The sequence below is a fragment of the Pseudoalteromonas sp. 10-33 genome (assembly GCF_001469195.1).
Classification (GTDB): domain Bacteria; phylum Pseudomonadota; class Gammaproteobacteria; order Enterobacterales; family Alteromonadaceae; genus Pseudoalteromonas.
The window spans coordinates 57,164-79,861 of sequence record NZ_LOFI01000028.1 but is presented as its reverse complement, the minus strand read 5'-3'; the positions used below and the strand labels follow the sequence as shown (position 1 = coordinate 79,861).

At 40.8% G+C, this 22,698-nt stretch carries 20 protein-coding genes; 7 read left to right on the top strand and 13 right to left on the bottom strand.

What is annotated here, in order from left to right:
* The 9 genes from ATS76_RS17765 to lrp form a co-directional block, all read right to left on the bottom strand.
* Positions 1 to 512: transposase (locus ATS76_RS17765; protein WP_082664376.1), on the bottom strand; the 512-nt coding region annotated here is incomplete at its 3' end.
* A 229-nt stretch (positions 513 to 741) separates the two neighbouring features.
* Positions 742 to 1,934 (bottom strand): IS3 family transposase gene (locus tag ATS76_RS19155; protein ID WP_152995658.1). Its coding sequence is split into 2 segments (ribosomal slippage): positions 742 to 1,626 and positions 1,629 to 1,934, totalling 1,191 coding nucleotides; the frame shifts between segments, so codons are not numbered across the junction.
* Between the two features lie 79 nt (positions 1,935 to 2,013).
* Positions 2,014 to 2,403: a hypothetical protein gene (locus tag ATS76_RS17750; protein ID WP_058553151.1), complete on the bottom strand. Its 390-nt coding sequence runs from the start codon at positions 2,401 to 2,403 to the stop codon at positions 2,014 to 2,016.
* 439 nt (positions 2,404 to 2,842) lie between these two features.
* Positions 2,843 to 4,147 (bottom strand): serine--tRNA ligase, encoded by a 1,305-nt coding sequence (gene serS / locus ATS76_RS17745; protein ID WP_058553150.1) that lies wholly within the window; start codon positions 4,145 to 4,147, stop codon positions 2,843 to 2,845.
* A 9-nt stretch (positions 4,148 to 4,156) separates the two neighbouring features.
* A complete protein-coding gene (gene crcB / locus ATS76_RS17740; RefSeq protein ID WP_058405505.1) occupies positions 4,157 to 4,537 on the bottom strand; it encodes a fluoride efflux transporter CrcB in 381 nt (126 codons plus the stop codon).
* A complete protein-coding gene (locus ATS76_RS17735; protein WP_058553149.1) occupies positions 4,530 to 5,873 on the bottom strand; it encodes a replication-associated recombination protein A in 1,344 nt (447 codons plus the stop codon). The genes crcB and ATS76_RS17735 overlap by 8 nt, the downstream gene beginning before the upstream one ends.
* Positions 5,866 to 6,492 carry an outer membrane lipoprotein chaperone LolA gene (lolA, locus tag ATS76_RS17730; RefSeq protein WP_058553148.1) on the bottom strand — a complete coding sequence of 209 codons (627 nt, stop codon included), beginning with the start codon at positions 6,490 to 6,492 and terminating at the stop codon, positions 5,866 to 5,868. Before lolA ends, ATS76_RS17735 begins: the two co-directional genes overlap by 8 nt.
* Positions 6,489 to 8,987: a DNA translocase FtsK gene (locus ATS76_RS17725; RefSeq protein WP_058553147.1), complete on the bottom strand. Its 2,499-nt coding sequence runs from the start codon at positions 8,985 to 8,987 to the stop codon at positions 6,489 to 6,491. The genes lolA and ATS76_RS17725 overlap by 4 nt, the downstream gene beginning before the upstream one ends.
* Positions 8,988 to 9,155: 168 nt before the next feature.
* Positions 9,156 to 9,635: a leucine-responsive transcriptional regulator Lrp gene (lrp, locus tag ATS76_RS17720; RefSeq protein WP_006792871.1), complete on the bottom strand. Its 480-nt coding sequence runs from the start codon at positions 9,633 to 9,635 to the stop codon at positions 9,156 to 9,158.
* 142 nt (positions 9,636 to 9,777) lie between these two features.
* On the opposite strand from lrp, the gene ald reads away from it, so the two are divergent.
* Complete coding sequence (gene ald, locus ATS76_RS17715) at positions 9,778 to 10,899, top strand: alanine dehydrogenase (protein ID WP_058553146.1); 1,122 nt, start codon at positions 9,778 to 9,780, stop codon at positions 10,897 to 10,899.
* Positions 10,900 to 10,968: 69 nt separating this feature from the next.
* On the opposite strand, the gene pssA is transcribed toward ald, so the two are convergent.
* Positions 10,969 to 12,294 (bottom strand): CDP-diacylglycerol--serine O-phosphatidyltransferase, encoded by a 1,326-nt coding sequence (gene pssA / locus ATS76_RS17710; protein ID WP_058553145.1) that lies wholly within the window; start codon positions 12,292 to 12,294, stop codon positions 10,969 to 10,971.
* A gap of 289 nt (positions 12,295 to 12,583) precedes the next feature.
* Here pssA and trxB point away from each other — a divergent pair, with 289 nt between their 5' ends.
* From trxB to infA, 4 genes are all read left to right on the top strand, one after another.
* On the top strand, positions 12,584 to 13,534 hold the full coding sequence (gene trxB, locus ATS76_RS17705) for a thioredoxin-disulfide reductase (protein WP_006792874.1): 951 nt from the start codon (positions 12,584 to 12,586) through the stop codon (positions 13,532 to 13,534).
* 98 nt (positions 13,535 to 13,632) lie between these two features.
* Positions 13,633 to 14,349, top strand: coding sequence for a leucyl/phenylalanyl-tRNA--protein transferase (gene aat / locus ATS76_RS17700; protein WP_058553144.1), 717 nt, complete (start codon positions 13,633 to 13,635; stop codon positions 14,347 to 14,349).
* Positions 14,342 to 15,046, top strand: a complete 705-nt coding sequence (locus ATS76_RS17695) for an arginyltransferase (RefSeq protein ID WP_058405497.1) — start codon at positions 14,342 to 14,344, stop codon at positions 15,044 to 15,046. Before aat ends, ATS76_RS17695 begins: the two co-directional genes overlap by 8 nt.
* A gap of 90 nt (positions 15,047 to 15,136) precedes the next feature.
* Complete coding sequence (gene infA, locus ATS76_RS17690; protein ID WP_002962494.1) at positions 15,137 to 15,355, top strand: translation initiation factor IF-1; 219 nt, start codon at positions 15,137 to 15,139, stop codon at positions 15,353 to 15,355.
* 193 nt (positions 15,356 to 15,548) lie between these two features.
* On the opposite strand, the gene clpA is transcribed toward infA, so the two are convergent.
* Complete coding sequence (gene clpA / locus ATS76_RS17685) at positions 15,549 to 17,810, bottom strand: ATP-dependent Clp protease ATP-binding subunit ClpA (RefSeq protein ID WP_058405496.1); 2,262 nt, start codon at positions 17,808 to 17,810, stop codon at positions 15,549 to 15,551.
* Positions 17,811 to 17,878: 68 nt separating this feature from the next.
* Positions 17,879 to 18,187, bottom strand: a complete 309-nt coding sequence (clpS, locus tag ATS76_RS17680; protein ID WP_021032429.1) for an ATP-dependent Clp protease adapter ClpS — start codon at positions 18,185 to 18,187, stop codon at positions 17,879 to 17,881.
* A 208-nt stretch (positions 18,188 to 18,395) separates the two neighbouring features.
* Here clpS and cspD point away from each other — a divergent pair, with 208 nt between their 5' ends.
* Positions 18,396 to 18,614, top strand: a complete 219-nt coding sequence (gene cspD, locus ATS76_RS17675; RefSeq protein ID WP_006792879.1) for a cold shock domain-containing protein CspD — start codon at positions 18,396 to 18,398, stop codon at positions 18,612 to 18,614.
* A 516-nt stretch (positions 18,615 to 19,130) separates the two neighbouring features.
* Positions 19,131 to 21,353 (top strand): NADP-dependent isocitrate dehydrogenase, encoded by a 2,223-nt coding sequence (locus ATS76_RS17670; RefSeq protein WP_058553143.1) that lies wholly within the window; start codon positions 19,131 to 19,133, stop codon positions 21,351 to 21,353.
* Positions 21,354 to 21,455: 102 nt separating this feature from the next.
* On the opposite strand, the gene ATS76_RS17665 is transcribed toward ATS76_RS17670, so the two are convergent.
* The gene (locus tag ATS76_RS17665; RefSeq protein WP_058553142.1) at positions 21,456 to 22,697 is read right to left on the bottom strand and encodes an amidohydrolase family protein; all 1,242 of its coding nucleotides are present in this window, start codon (positions 22,695 to 22,697) and stop codon (positions 21,456 to 21,458) included.
* Position 22,698: the final 1 nt, after the last annotated feature.

Below are 22,698 nucleotides of genomic sequence, written 5' to 3'. Positions count from 1 at the left end.
GCGCGTTCTAGTTTTGCTTTTTTGCGACCAAGCTCATCGAATGTCCCGCTCCACTCTTTACTCGCATTGGACTTTAATTTACACCCATCAATAGCAAACATATTGCGGCCTACCAAGCCTTCCTCATCACATATCATCAATACTTGCGTAAATAGTGGCTCAATCTGTTCGTGCATTTTGGCTACGAAACCCGCTATTGATGTGTAATGCGGCTGAATATCACCCGACACACTCATAAATAAAATGTTCGTCTCACACGCTTTAGCAATTCGGCGACTACTGATAAAACCATGTGCGTAGCCCAGTAAAATAATCTTTAGCATTACCGAAGGCGGATACGCCGCCGCGCCCGTTTTATCGTTGTTGTACCACGCATCAAAGCCCGACAAGTCGAGTTTATTTTCGACAATATAACAAAGGGCATATTCAAATGTGCCAGGCAGTATCTGCTCAGCGAAATTGATAGGAATGAATTTATTTTGGCAGGATAAATCAGGCTTATAGTTGGCCATAACAATTTACCGTGGGTGAATAATATCTATTAGATCACAGTCACCCGGCGGATTCAAGGTTAAAAAACAATCAATTTTAAATGGTAGGATATGTTTCTAAAAAGAGTAATTCTACAGCCTCAACGCCTACTTAAGCGGAAAAATATAGTTGGCTAAAATGTTGAACGAAGTGAAAACAGCCAACTGTATTTTTTGATCTTCACCCGATAAAGTGGACACCGTCCACGTTTCAATTAACTGCCAATTCAAACTCGGCAGGTGATTTATATCCTAAACTCGAATGCAATCGCTGTCTATTGTAAAAATAATTTAGGTAAACCTTTAATTTTGATAATAGCTTACCGCTGCTCTCAAATTTATTTCCTCGAATTAAGTCTGCTTTAAGCGAATGAAAGAACGACTCGACTTCTGCATTGTCAGTACAGCACCCAGGCCTATTCATACTGGCTTTGATGTTTTTGCTAGCCAAATACTTTTGTACAACGTGAGCACGGTATTCTGCGCCTCGGTCTGTGTGAAATAATACACTTTCTGTTGGCTGTCGTTTTTTTATCGCAAGCCTTAGCGCCTTTAACGTAAGCTCCGTTGTTTTATTTTTACCAAACGCCCAGCCGATTACTCGCCGTGAATATAAGTCGATAACCACTGCAAGGTAATGCCAACGAGCACCGACTTTTAAATACGTAATATCGCCAGACCACTGTTGGTTGATTGCCGTAGCCTTTTCACTATCTTTGCGTTTATTTTCTATCTCTTTATAAAAGAACTTAACCTTCGCCGGTTTACTGTAAGTCTTAAGCGCCCTAGCTCTTAAACCGTTTTCTCGCATTAAGCGGGCAACACGTTTTTGGCTTGTGTTTACACCTTCTTTTTTTAGCGCATGAAATACGCGTGGGCTACCATAGGTTTGATGATTGACATTAAAGACGTATTTTATCTTCAGCAACAAATTAGCATCTGACAGCGCTCTAGCTGATACTGTACGCTCACGCCAAGCATAAAACCCACTACGCGACACATTAAGCCAAGAACACAAGTATTTTACGCCTAAGGCTTGTCCGAACTTTTGGATGAATCCAAATCGTTCTGATGTACTTCCGCCAGATACCGTTGCCACTTTTTTAGCAGGTCATTCTCCTGCTTAAGGCGCTCATTTTCTTTCTTAAGCTTTTGAATGTTATGCAGCTCTTTTTTTGTTGGGAGTTTACTCATTGTTTTGTTGTTGCTTTGATAGCGCGGCGCGTTTTTAAACTTACCTTCTCGATACTCTTTTCGCCAACGACTAAGCATTAACGGATGAATATCTAGCGCCTCGGCAACGTCCTTTGACATGACATCGTCTCGTAAGCTTAGTTCGACTGCTTTGATTTTGAAATTAGCGGGGTAAAACCATGTCTTTCTAGGTTGGGTATATCTAGGCATGTTAGCCTCCTCAAAATGATGAGGAGGTGTCCACTAAAACGGGTGAGGATCAATTTTCCGTTTGAAGTTCTTGTTAGGGCTACTGCGCCACTCGATTTTTATTATATTTAATTATGTAAAAGTAAAGAAATAAAAACCAAAAAAAACTAAATGATGCTGGGACTAAAGCATCAATGTATGAACCTTTGGATAAATAATATTTCCCACTTTTGGATAAATATGCAATTGCTAAATCACCTGTTTTGTAAATAGCCTGAAAACTCTTTTTAGAGTTACATGTTGAAAACGCACCAGGCTTTTCTGTTTGAATAAGAATATTTTCGCTATTTGATAAACGCTTAAGCTTAATCTCCATAAAACAACTAACTTCACCTCTTTCATTTTCGTATCCAAATTCCGAATATATTACTTCAGTCTCAATAACTTTAGAGTGAGAAGCTTGAAATACTTCATAAACTTGAAAAGGCATAAAAAAAATAAAATTCCAAAGGCAAAAAACGTAACTATTAAGCCCACAATACTTAGAAATTTATGCATAACTCTGAGTAGCCCTAACAACTTTGTATTCGACATTTGTCGTTTCATAAACCGATAAATGTCTAAATATTACAATTAATCTAATGTAACCAGCGAATAAGTACATGTAAATAATTAGTGAGCTCTTATATAAATTTACTTGATGCAGAAAAACACCAAAATGGTAGAGATCAGTAATATTGGACAAAAAGTGTTGCGCAAATAAACAATAGAGGCAGGTTTATTATTTTTACTGACAAATAGCGTAACTTAGACTTTTACTTTCGCCTTTTCCCATTTACCTTTTCTTTTATCAAGAAACAAAAAAAGCCGCTGTTCGTTAAAACAGCGACTTTCTAAAAGCTTATAGCTAAAAACTGACAGCTAGTACTTTAAGCTTTACCAATCACTTCAAGTCCACCCATGTATGGGCGTAATACTTCTGGTACAACTACTGAACCATCTGCTTGTTGGTAGTTTTCTAGTATTGCTACGAGTGTACGGCCAACGGCTAAGCCTGAACCATTTAGTGTATGTAGTAACTCTGGTTTTTTTGCACCTTCACGACGAAAGCGAGCTTGCATACGGCGTGCTTGGAAATCAACCATGTTTGAACAAGACGAAATTTCGCGGTACGTGTCTTGCGCTGGTAGCCATACTTCTAAGTCGTATGTTTTAGCTGCGCCAAAGCCCATGTCGCCCATACATAAAATTACTTTACGGTACGGAAGTTCTAGTGCTTGTAGTATTTGCTCTGCGTGCCCTGTTAGCTCTTCAAGCGCTTGCATTGAATCTTCTGGTTTTACTAGTTGTACTAGTTCAACTTTATCAAACTGATGCTGGCGGATTAGGCCGCGGGTATCGCGACCATAGCTGCCTGCTTCACTTCTAAAACACGGCGTGTGCGCAGTTAAACGAATTGGTAAATCGCTTTCGTCGTAAATTTCATCGCGTGCGCTATTGGTAAGCGGTACTTCTGCTGTAGGAATTAAGCTAAAGCCAGCTTGTTGCTCACCGTCGTCGTTTACTAGGCCTAATGTATGGAATAAGTCGCCTGCAAACTTAGGTAATTGGCTTGTGCCGTAAAGGCTTGCGCTATTTACTAAGTACGGAACATACATTTCTGTATAGCCGTTCTTATCTGTGTGGGTATCTAGCATGTATTGTGTTAGTGCACGGTGCATACGTGCTACTTGGCCGCGCATTACTGTAAAGCGTGCACCACTAATTTTAACGCCCATTTCAAAATCTAGGCCGTTTAGGTCTTGCCCTACGTCTACGTGATCTTTTACTTCAAAGTCGTACTTTTTAGGCGTGCCCCAGGTAAGTATTTCAACGTTATCGTCTTCATCAGCGCCTTCTGGTACTGATTCGTCCGGTAAGTTTGGAATTGCTAGTGCAATGTCGTTAATGGCGTTTAGTACTTCGTCTTGCGCTTTTTTAGTTGCGTCTAATTCGCTACCTAAATTTGCCACTGCGTCTAGTAGTGGCTGTGCGTCTTCGCCTTTTGCTTTTGCTTGGCCAATGGCTTTAGCACTGGCGTTACGTTGACTTTGAAGCTCTTGCGTTTTTACTTGTAATGTTTTGCGTTGCTCTTCAAGTTCTGTCACTTTTGCAACATCAAGCTCGTAACCACGCGCTGCTAAGCGTGCTGCAGTTTGCTCAACGTCTTGTCGTAAATATTTTGAATCTAACATGTTAGTTTTTTAACCTTTTTGCATTACCAGCTGAAGGCCCAGCCAAGCCATAAAAATACAGACCATCACATTTAAGATGATATTGAGGGCCATTTTAATAAAGTGACCTTGTTGTAACAACAACAACGAGTCCATTGAGAATGTTGAAAAGGTGGTTAACGCACCTAAAAAGCCAATTCCAATAAGGGTTTTAGCGGGGCTTACAGTGATAATTTGTTTCTCTATCAAACCGTACAAAATGCCCATTAACAATGAACCCAGAATATTAACCGCCAACGTGCCAAAAGGGAATCCCCTACCAAGGAGTTTTAGCATGGTTTCGCTAATAAAAAACCGTAAACAAGCTCCTGAAGCGCCGCCAATGGCGATCATCATATAAAGTTTAATCATTTTCGTATCGTTTAAGTGGGCTTTGCGCGTCGCGCTCTTTTAAGTAATCAAGTTTTTGTTTAATTTTTTGCTCAAGGCCGCGATCGCTCGGTAGATAATATTCCTTGCCGTCCATTTCTGGCGGTAAGTATTTTTCACCGGCGGCAAAGGCGCCCTCTTCGTTATGCGCGTAGCGGTATTCAGCCCCATAACCTAAGTCTTTCATTAGATTTGTAGGTGCATTACGTAAATGTTCTGGCACTGGGTAACTTGGCTCGTTTTTGGCATCTGCCTTTGCTTGGTTAAACGCCATATAAACTGCATTACTTTTGGGTGCGCTGGCTAAATATAAAGTGGCCTGTGCAATCGCGCGTTCGCCCTCGCTTGGGCCAACACGTTGAAATATGTCCCATGCGTTTAACGCCACTTCCATTGCGCGTGGGTCGGCGTTACCTATGTCTTCTGTTGCAATGGCGAGTAACCTCCTTGCTACATAAAGTGGGTCGCCACCGCCGGCTAAAATACGGCAATACCAATAAAGCGCACCATCTGGGGAGCTTCCGCGTACTGATTTATGAAAAGCTGATATTAAATCGTAAAATTCATCGCCACCTTTATCATATTTAGCTAAATGCGTGGGCAGTACTTGGCTTAATACGTGCTCGTCTATATTGTAAATGCCGTTTTGCTCGGTGGTTAAATCAACCGCTTGCTCAAGCAGGTTTAACACTTTGCGGGCATCACCGCCGCTTGCTTGGCACAGTGCCTGTTTGGCGTTAGTAGCAATAACTATGTTTTTTTGGTTTAGTTGCTCATCTTGCTTAAGTGCGCGCTTTATTACTGTGTAAAGGTCGCTTTCCTGCAAGGATTTTAAAACATACACGCGTGCGCGCGATAAAATAGCGTTATTAAGCGCAAATGAAGGATTCTCGGTTGTTGCGCCTACAAATATAAAGGTACCATCTTCTATGTGAGGTAAAAATGCATCTTGCTGTGATTTGTTAAAGCGGTGTACTTCGTCAACAAACATTAGCGTGCGTTGCCCGCGGCTTTGTAGGTTATCTTGGGCTTGCGTTACGCTGTCGCGAATATCTTTTACACCTGCGGTCACAGCCGACATTTGTATAAGCTTGGCATCGGCATGGTTTGCAATAATTTGCGCAAGGGTTGTTTTACCTACCCCTGGCGGCCCCCACAAAATTAAGCTGTGGCAACGCCCTGCAACAATGGCTTGGTGCAGGGGTTTATCGTCACTAAGTAAATGCTGTTGACCTATGTATTCGTCAAGCGTTGTTGGGCGCATTCGCGCCGCAAGTGGGCGTACATCGGGCCCAAAGTTAAAGCCTAAATTACTCACCGTGGCTCTGATCGTCTATTTCAACACCCTCTGGCGGGGTAAATTCAAACATTGCAACATCAAGCTCGGTGTTTACTTTAGCATCATTAAAAGTAAACGAAGAAAGTTGCCCCGAATTATCGGTAACGACTAATTGTGCAAGACCTGCTTGGTTGTCTACAAACGTGATATCAAGCTGCTCTACTTGGCTCTCTATGCCTTTATTTGGCGTTACACTAAAGCCAGATTTAGTGGCTTGTACGCTGTACTTTTCCCATTGAGCAGGGTCTTTTGATGTAAGTAATACAAACGGCGTTGAGTCAATTAAGCTGTGAGTATCCATTATGGTTACTTGTTCAGCAAAGCTGTCGAAGTAATAGGTTTTATCACCATTTGATACAAATAATGTGTCGTCTGGGTTTGTTTGCTCCCAACGTATCATCATAGGTTGCTTAAGGGCGATAGTGCCCTCACCTTGCATTACAGCTTGGCCTTCTTTGTCTGTTACTTTTTGTGCAAACTGGGCTTTAAAGCTTTTAAGTGTTGCCAGCTTGTCTTGCAGTGCTTGGCTGTCGTCTGCAAAACTCGGTGCGGCAATTAAGCCGCTTAATACTAATAATAAACTGTTTAATTTTTTCATTGGTTTGCTCCATTAGGTACTAATACATCGCGAGCACCATTATGACCTGGTGAACTTACGATACCTGATGTTTCCATTTGTTCTACTAAACGGGCTGCACGGTTATAACCTACACGCAACTTACGTTGTACTGATGAAACCGATACCTTGCCTGTCTCAATTACAAATGCGACCGCCTCATCGTAAAGTGGGTCTGACTCTTCATCGGCACTTTCGCTTGCTTCACCGGGCAATAAAATATCTTCCGTGGCGTCACCATTAAGTATTTCGTCTATATAATTAGGTTTAGCACGTGCTTTCCAATCATTAACGACTGCATGTACTTCATGGTCATCTACAAATGCGCCATGCACACGCTCTGGTACGCTTGTTCCTGGCGGTAAATAAAGCATGTCACCCATTCCGAGTAAGTTTTCGGCTCCTTGCTGGTCAAGTATGGTGCGCGAGTCTATTTTACTTGATACCTGAAACGCCATACGTGTTGGTATATTGGCTTTAATTAAGCCGGTAATTACATCAACCGATGGTCGCTGTGTTGCAAGGACCAAGTGAATACCTGCTGCACGTGCTTTTTGTGCAATACGTGCAATAAGTTCTTCTACTTTTTTACCTACAATCATCATCATGTCGGCAAATTCATCAATTACCACAACAATGCTTGGTAGTTTTTCAAGCTCTTCGGGGCCGTCTTTCATGCCGTCTGTGTCTTTAAAAAGTGGGTCCATAATGGGGTAGCCCGCATCTTTGGCATCAAGTACTTTTTGGTTATAGCCTTTTAAATTACGCACACCTAATGCCGACATCAGCTTGTAACGGCGCTCCATTTCACCTACACACCAACGCAACGCGTTAGCCGCTTCTTTCATGTCGGTAACAACTTCACACAATAAATGCGGTATACCCTCGTAAACCGAAAGCTCAAGCATTTTAGGGTCAATCATGATCATACGAACATCATCTGGGCCCGATTTGTACAGTAAGCTTAATATCATTACATTAACGCCCACTGACTTACCCGACCCCGTTGTACCAGCGACTAATAAATGCGGCATTTTACCAAGATCAGCACACACTGGCTGGCCTGCAATATCTTTACCTAACACCATGGTAAGCGGCGATGGGTTTTGCTCAAACTTAGGCGCATTTATTACTTCCGACAAACGAACTATTTCACGGTGTTTGTTAGGCAGCTCTATGCCTATGTAAGTTTTACCCGGAATAACTTCAACAACACGTACACTAATAGCAGAAAGCGAGCGAGCTAAATCTTTTGATAAACCGGTAATTTTAGACACCTTAATACCCGGTGCTAAATCAAGCTCAAATCGTGTTACAACAGGGCCTGGATATACACCAACTACCGTGGCTTGTACGTTAAAGTCGAGTAATTTTGTCTCTACAAGGCGAGATACAACATCGAGCTCTTCTTGCGAAATTGGGTTTTTAGCTTTATCGGGTCTATCGAGTAAATCAAGCGACGGCAATGGGCCTGGTGGCGCTTCTTTATCAAGCAGTTGTTCAAATTTTTCTTTTGCCGTAGGCGGTGGCTGATACGCAGGCTTAGCTTTAGGCATAGGTCTAGCTGGCGATACCACCGTTGTAACTGGCTTTTCAGGTTCTACAACTTGGCTTTGATCAAGCGCGTTTAATGCTGCTGCCGTATCCATTGGTTCGTCGTCTATGGCACTAAAGCCAATTTCTTGATCGAGTATATCGTCAAGCTCATCAAATGGGCTGTAGTCGTCACTAATTTGTGGTTCTGTAAAAGGTGTTTGCGGTTTATTAATGGCTTTTTGAGGGGCATCGTTTTTCGCCTCTACTGGCACTTCAAGCTGCTCTGTGAGGTCGTCGTTAAACTGGGCATCTACATTGTCATTACTTGTATTTGCAGCAATTCGTTCTCTGTTTATCCAACCTTTAATGTACGAGGTAATAAAGCGATACAACCTAACCATTAAATCGCCTAGGTAATCTACAAAATCAACCCACGACACACCCGTTAAAAGGGTTAATCCTGCAAAAAAGAAACACAATAGCAAAATTGATGTGCCAGTAAAATTAAACGCCGGCATCATGGCTGTTGCAATGACATCTCCCACTACCCCGCCTGATGAAAAATTATAAATGTCGTCAAAGTTAATGCTACTGATTGCCGTAGCAGACGTTACAAATAATGCTAGGCCAATAACACGAAGGGCTAATGTTGTGTAATCAAGCTGTAAAATACGGTGGGGTTGCTTAAATAATAAATAACCAAATAATTGAATTGCCGCCGGAACTAAATAAGCAAGCCACCCAAAAGTAAGTAAAAGTATATCGGCAACCCATGCACCGGCTGTGCCTGTAATATTTTTTACGTTTCTAAATTCGCCAGTTTGCGACCACGACGGGTCAGCCGGATCAAAACTGATTAAGGCACATAAAATAAATATTGCAGCAAAGGTACTGATAATCAGCCCTGTTTCTAATAGTCTTTGCACACCGTTCAGGCGCATAGCTTCCTATCCCTCTTATTATTCTATTTATTACACTTCAACAGCAGTCAAATACCTTAGCAGGAAATGCAATTTGATGCACTTTATCTTAGTTTGTATGGCCTGATTATGAACAAGTTTTTATAAATTAGGCGTAATAAAATAATTATTTACAATGCCCTTAATAATTTAAGCAATATAAGGGCGAATTATAACGCCGTCTTCCCCTTTTACTTCTTCCATCACTACATAAGTTCTGCTTTCACTTACGTTAGGTAATTTAAGTAAAATATCACCCAGTACTCCCCGGTATTCCGACATGTCGTTAACGCGCGTTTTAAGTAAAAAATCAAAATTACCAGACACTAAATGACACTCTATTATTTCTTCGTGCTTTTTAACGGCTGCACTAAACTCGTCAAATACGTCTGGCGAGGTTTTCGTTATGGTGACTTCTACATACACCGATAATCCCTGCCCTAACTTAGCCGGATCGACCACCGCTTTGTATCCGAGTATGTAACCTTCTCGCTCAAGCTTTTTTACGCGCTCTAGGCAGGGCGTGGCACTCAGGCCAACTCGTCGGGCCAGTTCAACATTTGAGAGGCGCCCATCGTGTTGTAATTCCATCAAAATTTTACGGTCTATTCTGTCTAAAAGCTGATGCATAAGCCCTACTAGTTTTTTACTCTGTTTATTTTTATTATTTAGATAATAACACTAGCTACACATTTAAAAAAGGTGAGACACACTGGCTTGTCATGAATATAATAGTGAAAAATTTCAATCCGTTCTTAATAAGGCAAATGTTATGATTATTGGTGTACCTAAAGAAATCAAAAACCATGAATACCGCGTAGGTATGGTTCCTGCTAGTGTTCGTGAATTAGTTAATCACGGCCACCAAGTGATTGTAGAAACGAATGCAGGTATGGGCATTGGTTTTACAGATGAAGATTACACCCAAGCAGGTGCAGACATTTTAGCAACTGCAGCTGACGTTTTTGAAAACGCAGAGATGATTGTAAAAGTAAAAGAACCACAAGCAGTTGAACGTGCAATGCTTCGTGAAGACCAAATTCTTTTTACTTACCTTCACCTTGCACCTGATCTTCCACAAACTGAAGACCTTGTTAAGAGCAAAGCAATTTGTATTGCTTACGAAACAGTGACTGACTCTCGCGGTGGTTTACCACTTCTAGCACCTATGAGCGAAGTAGCTGGCCGTATGTCTATTCAAGCCGGCGCACAAGCACTTGAAAAATCTAACCACGGTCGTGGTATGTTGCTAGGTGGCGTACCGGGTGTTGAGCCAGCTAAAGTTGTTGTTATTGGTGGTGGCATGGTAGGCCGTAGCGCTGCGCAAATGGCAGTTGGCTTAGGTGCAGATGTTGTTGTGCTTGACCGTAACATTGATGTACTACGTGCACTAGACGCGCAATTTGGCAATAAAGTAAAAGCAATTTACTCAACTGCTGACGCACTAGAAAAACATGTCCTTGAAGCCGATTTAGTTATTGGTGGTGTATTAATCCCTGGTGCAGCGGCTCCTAAGCTAGTAACAGCCGATCACATTAAAGCAATGAAGCCAGGCTCTGCCATTGTGGATGTTGCTATTGACCAAGGCGGTTGCATTGCAACGTCTAAAGCAACTACGCACGCTGATCCAACGTTTATTGTTGACGACGTTGTTCACTACTGTGTTGCGAATATGCCGGGTGCTGTTCCACGTACATCTACATTTGCACTTAACAATGCAACATTGCCGTTTATTATTAACCTTGCAAACAAAGGTTACAAAAAGGCATTGCTAGACGACGCTAACTTCTTAAAAGGCTTAAATGTAATTAAAGGCCAAGTAACGTACAAAGAAGTTGCTGAAGCATTTAACATGGATTACGTTGACCCACGCACAGCAGTAGAAAACGCTTAATTTAGCGTTTGTACTTACAAAAAAAAGCAGCTATGGAGCTGCTTTTTTTATGTCTAATTTAACCTGGATTTAAATAAACCGTTTAATAATAAAATCTACTTTTACCCGTTTTGCTTGGCCAAGTAACTTTTTAACTGGCTGAGGGTAATCTTCCATGGTTTCTAAATCATCTGGACCAGTTAAACGGCGGCAGTGCTTAAGAATTTCATGCTTTTCGTTATCAATCGCTTGCATAATAGTTTGCTCGGGATCTTCAATTAGTATTCCATTTTCTATGTCTAAACCCCATGCACGTGGATTTAAATTATGCCCACTTAATAAATGCTTTGATCTATCTGCACATATTCCTTTTAAATGAAAAGAATTATTGTCGTGCTTCCAAAGGTATACGTTCAAGTTTCCGTTATCTATATGGCGTTTTTGCGTTTTAACGAATTTATGCAAAATAGTTTCGTATAAATAAGGTAACGCACCAATTTTACTAAACGGTTCGCTGGGTGGCATATAAAAATCATTTGCGGTTTTATCGCCCACAACAATTGTAATATGTTTGCCTTGCTTTAAAAGCCTGCGTAACGAACGCATAAGCGGCGCCGGGAAGTTAAAGTATGGCGTGTAAAGTACTAGTTCGCGCTCTGTTGTATCAAAAAGCGCCTTGATCATACGATTAAGCTCGTTATGCCGGCGCCCAAGCCCTAAAAACAAACGAATATTTAACGCATTATTACTTGCTTGCTCAGCCGACTTGTAACTTGCTGCTTTTAAATCGCGCATTAATTGCTTTTGCTCAAGTTTAAAGTCAATTAAACGCTTGAGCGGACGCATGTCGATACGAGGCACGGCCACAGAACTCAACAGCTTTGATTCGATAAAGTCTATTACAGAATCACACAAACCTTTTTGCGTAATTAAAAAGTAACGGTCAAGCCTGTAGCGGTCGCTATGCTGTAAATACACATTATTTAAGCTAGCACCGCTGTAAAGTAACGTGTCGTCTATAACAAAGCCTTTTAGATGCAAGACGCCAAATAGCTCTTTCGCTTTTACAGGTACACCAAATACTTGTACATTTGATTTAAATTTTTCTAGATAGTCACAGTATAAACTTGCGTTCCCGTCTGATTTCTCAGCACCAATGAGTCCACGCTGGGCACGATGAAAATCGACCAGTACTTTTACTTCAAGTCCAGGGTTAGCTAAAGATGCATTGTGTAATGCCTCTAAAACTTCGCGGCCTGCTTCATCATCTTGCAAATAAAGCGCGGTAATATAAATACGCGTTTTTGCATTAGCGATTAAATTAAGTAATTGTGTGCGGTAATCTTGCGCATTGGTTAAGACGTTAACGTCTTTTGAAGTCAACCCAAATGCGGGTTTTTCCTGCCAAAATAACATAGTTGCCTATTCATTTAGGTCACATAATCTATCAGTGACAAATCAAAATTAGGTAAAACATAACAAAAAAAATCAAAGTGGTCATGAATTAACGACGTTTTGTTGCTTGTTAGTCTATTTTTTGAGCTAGTTTACCCTGTAAGGCGTAAAAGTGTGATTGTTTAGTACATAAAAATGAACAGCTTTTCGATTTACTAAAAAAAATAATCTCAGATTTTGTTTACTTCTGCCTTGTTTTTCTTAGAATCGAGCGCATTAATGACCGTATAGAATCGTTTAGGAAAATATCATGACTGAAGCAAAACATAGCAAGCTACTAATTTTAGGCTCTGGCCCAGCTGGTTACACGGCAGCAGTATATGCAGCCCGTGCAAATTTAAACCCTGTTTTAATTACAGGTATGCAACAAGGTGGTCAATTAACCACAACTACTGAAGTTGAAAACTGGCCGGGTGATGCACACGGTTTAACAGGCCCTGCATTAATGGATCGTATGAAAGAGCATGCTGAACGCTTTGAAACCGAAATTGTGTTTGACCACATTAATAAAGTTGATGTGTCTAAACGCCCTTTCACACTAACTGGCGACCAAGGTACATACACATGTGACGCGCTGATCATTGCCACTGGCGCATCTGCTAAATACTTAGGCTTAGAGTCTGAAACAAACTTTCAAGGTCGCGGTGTGTCGGCATGTGCAACGTGTGATGGTTTTTTCTATAAAGGTCAAAAAGTAGCGGTTGTGGGCGGTGGTAATACTGCAGTTGAAGAGGCACTTTACTTATCTAACATTGCTGACGAAGTACATGTAATTCACCGTCGTGATAGCTTCCGTAGTGAAAAAATTCTTGCTGACCGCCTTACAGAAAAAGCTGCAAACGGTAACGTTGTAATGCACTACAACCGTACGCTTGACGAAGTTTTGGGCGACCAAATGGGCGTAACAGGCATTCGAATTAAAGATGTTGCATCTGACGCTACTGAAGATCTAGACCTAGCAGGTGTGTTTATTGCAATTGGCCACAAACCAAACACAGATATGTTTGAAGGCCAGCTAGAAATGAAAGACGGCTACCTAGTTGTTGAGTCTGGTCTTAACGGTAACGCAACGCAAACAAGCGTACCAGGTGTTTTTGCTGCAGGTGATGTGTCTGATCATATTTACCGCCAAGCAATTACATCAGCGGGGACTGGCTGTATGGCTGCCCTTGATGCTGAGCGCTATTTAGACAATCTATAACGTTTATTTTTTAAAAAAGGGGCTGAGCAATCAGCCCCTTTTTTTACATCTAAAATATAGTTACACTTTTAAAACAAACAATAAAAAGTACATTCCTTATGAAAAACCAGCTATACCAATTAAGCGATACCGATATAGCATTTCCTAATCCAGAGTACGCATTAGTATCTCCCGACGGCTTACTTGCTGTTGGTGGTGACTTAAGCCTACCTCGCCTATGTAATGCTTATCGCAACGGTATATTTCCTTGGTTTAGCGATAACGAACCCATTATGTGGTGGTCACCAAGTGAGCGTGGCATTGTGGAATTAAGCGATTTTCATGTTAGTAAAAGCCTGCGCAAGCACCTAAAAAAATATCCCGTCACAGTGACCATCAATAACGCCTTTGTTGAAGTTATTGAAGCGTGCCGCGATCAACGTCTTGATACCGATGGTACCTGGATCACCTCTGATATGCTCAGCGCGTATACCAATGCTCACAATGCAGGCATAGCACACAGTCTTGAAGTATGGCGCAACGGAGAGCTTGCAGGTGGCTTATACGGGATAATGCAAAATGGTGTATTTTGTGGTGAATCGATGTTTCATCATCAAACTAATTGCTCTAAATTAGCCATGTGGGCGCTGGTTAATTGGTTAAAAAAACATAATGCACATTTTATTGATTGCCAACTCGAAAACCCATATTTAATGAGTTTGGGTGCAAAAGTGATATCTCGTTCTGATTTTTTAGCTAAACTTAACACTGCACTTACCTATAAAGTTAATCCTACAATGTGGAAGCCACAAAAACTGGATGCAATCTATGAATGAAAACCTGACAGCCCGGGTGGGTTTAAGCCAAGAATTTGCGTGTAGTTATTTGCCAAATAGGCGTGAGCAGCTATTAGTAATACTCGATCCTACTTATTACAGTGCAAGCAAGTTTGAGTCATTATTAGCTTTGGGCTTTAGACGCAGTGGCAACCAAATTTATCGCCCTCATTGCCCTGTTTGCAGTGCCTGCAACTCTGTACGTGTTTTAGCTCAAGAATTTATCCCGTCAAAATCACAAAAACGTAAACTAAACAAAGCAAAAACCCACTTTACTGTTACTTATTCTAGTAGTGAGCGTGCAGACTATTATCCGTTATACAGTAAATACATTACCCTGCGTCACCAAGATGGTAGTATGTATCCGCCTCAACCTGAACAATTTCAGAGCTTTTTATTGTGTAGTTGGCTTGATATCACGTTTATTGAACTTTGGCATCAAGACACTTTAGTCGGTGTTGCCGTAACTGATTGTATGGACAACGCTATTTCTGCTATTTATACCTTTTTTGATCCTGACTTTGAGCATTACAGCTTGGGCTCAATTATGATATTAGAACAAATAAAATTTGCCAAAGCACAAAATAAACAATTTGTGTATTTAGGCTACCAAATTGATGAGTGCGACAAAATGAAGTACAAAACGCAGTTTTTACCGGCACAAAAACAGCTTAATGATGAGTGGGTGGCTATTTAATTTGCAAATATAGCCCCTGCGCCTTTACTTATTGGTGTATTTTGGGCAAAATCTGCAGCGTTTAACTATTAAAGAGGTGTTACGCTAAACATGGCGAAAGAAGACGTAATCGAAATGCAAGGGACTGTCCTTGATACTTTACCAAATACAATGTTCCGAGTTGAGCTAGAAAATGGTCACGTAGTTGTGGCTCATATTTCAGGTAAAATGCGCAAAAACTATATCCGTATTTTAACCGGCGATAAAGTAACGGTAGAAATGACTCCTTACGATTTATCGAAAGGTCGTATCGTATTCCGTGCTCGCTAAGTAAGTGCGTAAACGAGATTTAGTTTTTGGCTAGTGTATAACTAGCTTAAAGCGTTTATTAAATGTAATTGATGGACTTTGACTAGCAATTACATTTAATAAACAAAAAACCCAGCCTAGGCTGGGTTTTTTGTTGTCTAAAATAAAAATGGCCCACTATTTCAAGCGGGCCATTTAGCATTTTTAAACATATTTAAGCCGGCGTTAAATTACTCTCGTAATCAAAACGGATTTTCTTGTCTTTAACCGATACCTTAACTGTACCGCCATCAGACAACTTACCAAACAATATTTCGTTGGCGAGTGGCTTTTTAAGCTCTTCTTGAATAACACGTGCCATTGGACGTGCCCCCATCGCTTTGTCGTAGCCTTTTTCAGCTAACCATTCACGTGCCTTAGAGGTCAATTCAAAATTAACTGATTTCTTATCAAGCTGTGCCTGCAGTTCAACAATAAATTTATCAACCACCAAAAGAATAACTTCACGTTCAAGGTGATTAAACCAAATAATGTTATCTAAGCGGTTTCTAAACTCTGGCGAAAATGTTTTATTTATTTCACCCATTGCATCGTGTGTGTGATCCTGCTCGCTGAAGCCAATTGACTTGCGAGTTGTTTCTTGTACACCGGCATTGGTGGTCATGACTAACACAACGTTTCTAAAATCGGCCTTACGGCCGTTGTTGTCGGTCAATGTACCGTGATCCATTACCTGCAATAAAATGTTGTAAATATCTGGATGTGCTTTTTCTATCTCATCGAGTAAAACAACCGCATGAGGGTTTTTAATAACAGCCTCAGTTAATAAACCACCCTGCTCAAAACCAACATAGCCTGGTGGCGCACCAATTAAACGGCTAATTGCATGACGCTCAACGTATTCCGACATATCAAAACGAATAAACTCAACACCCATGCACTTAGCAAGTTGCTTAGTGACCTCTGTTTTACCAACACCGGTAGGTCCTGCAAATAAGAACGACCCCACTGGTTTTTCTTCACTGGTTAGCCCTGAGCGCGATAAACGAATTGCCGATGTGAGTGCATCAATTGATTGATCTTGCCCAAACACCAACATTTTAAGATTACGGTCGATGTTTTTAAGTGTTTCTTTATCCGAAGACGATACATTCTGCGGTGGAATACGCGCCATTTTAGATATGATCATTTCAATATCTGATACACCAATGGTTTTTTTGCGTTTTGAGCTAGGCTGTAAACGCTGGTTAGCGCCTGCTTCATCAATCACGTCAATAGCTTTGTCAGGCAAATGACGTTCGTTAATGTATTTAGCGCTTAGCTCAGCAGCGGCTTTTAGCGCTTTTTGCGTGTAACGAATACCATGATGTTCTTCATAGCGATCTTTCAGGCCATTCAGAATTTTAGTGGTGTCGGCAACACTTGGCTCTAAAACATCTATTTTTTGAAAACGACGAACTAATGCACGGTCTTTCTCAAATATGTTTTTGTATTCGTTGTAGGTCGTTGACCCCATACAACGAAGCTTACCGCTTGAAAGCAATGGCTTGAGCAAGTTAGACGCATCCATAACCCCGCCTGATGCAGCCCCAGCCCCAATGATGGTGTGTATTTCATCTATAAATAAAATTGAGCCTGGTTTTGCTTGTAACTCTTTTAGTAAGCTTTTGAAACGCTTTTCAAAATCACCGCGATACTTAGTCCCGGCAAGCAGCGCACCCATATCCAAAGAGTAGACAACGGCATCTGCAATTACTTCAGGAACTTGCTCGTTTACAATACGGTAAGCTAAGCCTTCAGCAATCGCTGTTTTACCTACACCCGCTTCACCAACAAGTAATGGGTTGTTCTTTTTGCGACGACACAATACTTGTACGGCACGCTCTACTTCACTGTCACGACCGATTAATGGGTCAATGTTACCCTCGCGCGCTTGCGCATTTAAGTTAGTAGTGAAACTGTCTAGCTTGCTAGCCTCTTCGTTTTGAACTTCTTGCACTTCTTCATTGATGTCGTCAGTGTCATCACCTAAATCGTCATCAGTTTTTGAAATACCATGGGAAATAAAGTTAACAATATCCAAACGCGAAACATCGTTTTTCTTGAGTAGGTAAACAGCTTGGCTTTCTTGCTCAGAAAAAATAGCAACCAACACATTTACGCCGGTTACTTCGTTTTTACCTGATGATTGAACATGAAACACTGCACGTTGTAAAACACGTTGAAAACCAAGTGTAGGCTGCGTTTCACGCTCTTCTTCTAAATCGGGAATAACCGGTGTTGTTTCGTCAATAAACTCAAGCAATTCATATTTTAAGCCTGAAATATTTACACCACACGCATTTAGCGCTTCTGAGGCAGAAGGGTTATCTAATAGCGCAAGCAAAAGGTGCTCGACGGTCATAAACTCATGACGGCGAGTACGCGCTTCACGAAACGCGGCATTTAAGGTTAGTTCTAAGTCTTTGTTTAGCATTGGCAACCCCTTACTGAGATAATAATGTATACCACAACAAACAGGTGTGTGATCACCCTCGTTGGTATTTATTCCTGCTCACAACTACAAAGCAGCGGATGCTCGTTATCACGCGAGTAGCGGTTAACTTGTTCAACTTTGGTGTAGGCTACATCAGCGCTGTAAACGCCGCAGATACCTTTACCTTTTTCGTGAACTTGAAGCATCACGTCGGTTGCTCTATCGCTATCCATATTAAAAAACGTCGTTAAAACTTCTATTACAAAGTCCATCGGCGTGTAATCGTCATTATTTAAAACAACTTTGTATTTTCGCGGCGGCTGTAGCTTTTGCTTTTCGCTGTCGCGAACTGTGTCGATAACACCTGAATCTTTCATACCACTCATAATTAAATATAGTCTTGTCTTAGGAACTCAAGCAAACTTGAATAAAAAATAAATAAAATGTTAAAAAATAGCCCAAAAAGCTTGACTGATTGATTAAATAAACTACAGTCAAACATAGATTGATTAATCCTTAATCAGTCTAGCAAATAATATGGTTTAGAATAACTAAATTAGTCAACTTATTGAAGGATGTAGAAGTATGGCTTGTGGTAAAGTTAAATGGTTTAACAATGCTAAAGGTTTTGGTTTCATCGTTGAAGACGGCTGCGAGAATGATATTTTCGCCCATTACTCTACAATTGTAATGGACGGTTATAAAACGCTTAAAGCTGGTCAAGATGTAACATTCGAACTAGAACAAGGCCCTAAAGGCCTACACGCTAAAAATATTGCCTTAGATGGCGACATTTTAGAGTGATTACTGTTTTATTCGACTAAAGCGAGCGACCTTCTAGGCTCCTCGCTTAATTCCTTAAGCTACTTTTCTACCCCTTCATTATTATAAATTGCTTCTTTTTCTGTATTTTCAACCCTTATCCTTGTTTTTATTTTATATACCCCAATATTCTAACAGTTGGCTGTTTAACTGCCTCTAAGCATGTTCAAACTCTAGCCCTTTGTATTCAAGCTTGTTACACTCTTAGTGCTAAAAATATACGTAAAATGCTGCAAAAAACTCAACTTGCCGCCCTTATAAAATGTACTAGTCTAAAGGCTAATTTATTTTTATTGTTTTTTTAGCTATAAATATGACCACAGTTCGTCAGGTGTGACTATTCTGCTTTAATTACAAAGCTACACGAGTACCAACACCTAACAAACTATTCATTATCTGAGCGTACTTATTAAAACACTATAATATTTGCTAACTCAGCGTTAATGATTTCTTTGCATTGTTGAATAAGGCCTATTGGCCGACTATCTAGGAATGATGATGACATCAAAAATTATCTATACAAAAACGGACGAAGCTCCGGCACTAGCAACTTACTCGTTGCTACCGATCATCCAAGCATATACAAATGCAGCAGGTGTTGAAGTTGAAACTCGCGATATCTCATTAGCAGGTCGTGTAATTGCTAGCTTCCCTGATTATTTAACGCAAGAACAACGCATTGGTGATGCACTTGCTGAACTAGGTGAACTTGCAAAAACGCCTGAAGCAAATATCATCAAGCTCCCAAACATTAGTGCTTCAGTTCCGCAGTTACGCGCTGTTATTAAGGAACTTCAAGCAAAAGGCTATGCACTTCCAGATTACCCTGTTGAACCTAAAAACGATGAAGAAAAAGCAATTCAAGCTGCATACGACAAAATTAAAGGGAGTGCGGTAAACCCAGTATTACGTGAAGGTAACTCTGACCGTCGTGCGCCAGGTTCTGTAAAAGAATATGCTCGTAATAACCCTCATTCAATGGGCGCTTGGAGCAAAGATTCAGAATCTTACGTAGCGAGCATGAGCGAAGGCGATTTCTTTGGTTCAGAACAATCAACAACTATCGAAACACCAACAGACGTTCGTATCGAACATGTTGCTGCTAACGGTGACGTAACTGTACTTAAGCAAAGCACACCGCTACTTGCTGGTGAAGTAATTGACGCTTCGCGCATTAGTGCGGCTAAGCTACAAGCTTTTTTAGCTGCTGAAATTGATGCTGCAAAAGAAAAAGGTGTTTTATTTTCGCTTCATATGAAAGCGACAATGATGAAAGTATCTGATCCAATTATTTTTGGTCACGCAGTTAAAGTTTTCTATAAAGATGTATTTGCAAAACACGGTGAGCTATTTGAAGAGCTTGGCGTTGATGTAAACAACGGTTTAGGGGACGTATACTCTAAGATTCAAACATTAGATGACGCTAAGCGCGAAGAAATTGAAGCAGATATTCAAGCTGTTTACGCTGACCGCCCTGCTATTGCTATGGTTGATTCAGACCGTGGAATTACAAACTTACACGTGCCAAGTGATGTAATTATTGATGCGTCTATGCCTGCTGCAATTCGCTCAAGTGGTCAAATGTGGAATAACGACGGAAAACTACAAGACACAAGTTTTGTAATTCCTGATCGTTGTTACTCTGGTGTTTATCAAGCAACTATTGATTTTTGTAAAGAGCACGGTGCATTCGATCCAACGACAATGGGTAGCGTTCCAAACGTTGGCCTTATGGCTCAAAAAGCAGAAGAATACGGTTCGCACGACAAAACGTTTGAAGCTAAAGCTGCCGGTACTATTCGTGTAGTTGATACCGCGGGTGTTACATTACTTGAGCACAGTGTTGAGCAAGGTGATATCTGGCGTATGTGTCAAGTTAAAGATGCACCAATCCAAGATTGGGTTAAACTTGCTGTTAACCGTGCACGTGCCACAGGCGTTCCTGCTATTTTCTGGTTAGACGAAAACCGTGCACACGATGCTCAGCTAATCAAAAAAGTAAATAAATACCTACCAGATCACGATACAGCTGGCCTAGATATTCAAATTTTAGCACCGCTTGAAGCCACTTTATTCTCTTTAGCTCGCATTAAAGAAGGTAAAGACACTATTTCTGTAACAGGTAACGTATTACGTGATTACCTAACAGATTTATTCCCAATTTTAGAGCTGGGTACAAGCGCTAAAATGCTTTCAATTGTTCCACTTATGAACGGTGGTGGCTTATTTGAAACTGGCGCGGGTGGTTCTGCACCTAAGCACGTTCAGCAGTTTGAAAAAGAAAACCACTTACGCTGGGATTCTTTAGGTGAGTTTTTAGCACTTGCAGCTTCACTAGAACATTTAAGTGTAACTACAGGTAATAACAAGGCACAAGTGCTTGCTGATACGCTTGATAAAGCGACGGGTACTTTCCTTGCTGAAAACAAATCGCCTTCACGTAAAGTTAAAGAAATTGATAACCGTGGTTCTCATTTCTTCTTATCTTTATTTTGGGCTCAAGAGCTTGCTAAGCAAAATGACGATAGCGAACTTAAAGCGCAGTTCACGCAAATTGCGAGCGATTTAGAATCAAATAAAGATACCATCGTAAGCGAATTAAACGATGCTCAAGGCCCTGCAGTTGAACTAGGTGGTTACTTCCAGCCTAACGACGCAGCTGCTTTTGAAGCAATGCGTCCAAGCACTACATTTAACGATATCCTTGCTAAATTAGTGTAATAAAAAGTAAAAATAAAACCGCTTACTTTTAAAAGTAAGCGGTTTTTTTACGTTTATAAAAAAGGCCGCTCAATGCGGCCTATTTAAATTAACGGTCACTCATTACTTAGTGTAAGCTCTTGGCATATTTGAATCAGTGGTATAGCGGTCACGTAGTTTATCTTGACGAGACTGTGTAGACACCTCAGTTCCATTAATAAACATACGGCTTACATTACTGCTTATTTCAAACGGATCATTAGTCCACATTACTACATCTGCAGCTTTACCTACTTCAATACTGCCCGCATTAATACCAAATACATCAGCAACATTTGATGTAACAGCTTTCAGTGCACCTTGCTGGCTCATGCCATAAGATACAGCATTACCTGCGTCAAAGCGAAGCTGATAAATGTTGTGGCTTGCGTCTCCGCCAACCGTTAAAATTACCTTAACACCGGCTTTTTCAAGTAAACCGGCATTGTTTAAATTAGCATGTAATGAATCAAAACTACCCGGCAAATTATCCATAGCGCTAATAATTACGGGAATATTCGCTTTAGCAATTTGCTCTTTAACAACAACGGCATCTTGTGCTCCACTGAGTACTAAGTTAACACCAAATTGTTCTTTTACTTTAATAAGCTCAACAATATCTGCAGCACGCGATACGCTTATTACCAATGGCATATCGCCAGAAAGTACTTTAGCCATTACTTTATCTTCAGTACTTGGTTTATCGTCGTCTTTTTTATCTTTTTTGCTCAATTTAGTCTGATGCGCATCGAGCTTGTTAATTAATGTTTGCAGTGTAAAAGCTCGCGAGCCTTTTCTGCGCTCACCTAAATGTACAACTAACGCTGCTTGTTTTTGAATGTTACTTTCAAGGCTACCACTCAAATCAACCACACTTGCCAAACCAGCAAAAATACTATCACCGCCATAAGGGGTAATTACATCTCGTGTAACGCCACCTTTGCGTGCATAAGGTATTAAGCTTGAATGTGCGTTGTAAGCAAGGCTTACATCAAAATCTATACCGGCTTTGTCGTCACCCGCATCGCGAGAGCCTGCAACCGCACCTACTTCAACTAAGCCTAGTTGGTTGTTGCTTGCAATGAATCCAGGGGTAACAATTTTGCCATTCGCATCAATAATTTCATCGGCGTTTACTTGTGCTGGGTTAATAGCAGTAATTTTACCGTTGTCCATAACAATGCTTGCGCCTTCTAATACGCCTTGCTCTGTTGATGTATGAATAGTTGCATTAATAATTGCCAGTGACTGAGCATTTACAGCACCAGAGGCGAATAATCCGGCAGCAACCAGAGATAGCGAAAACGAACGTGATAAATTTTTCATT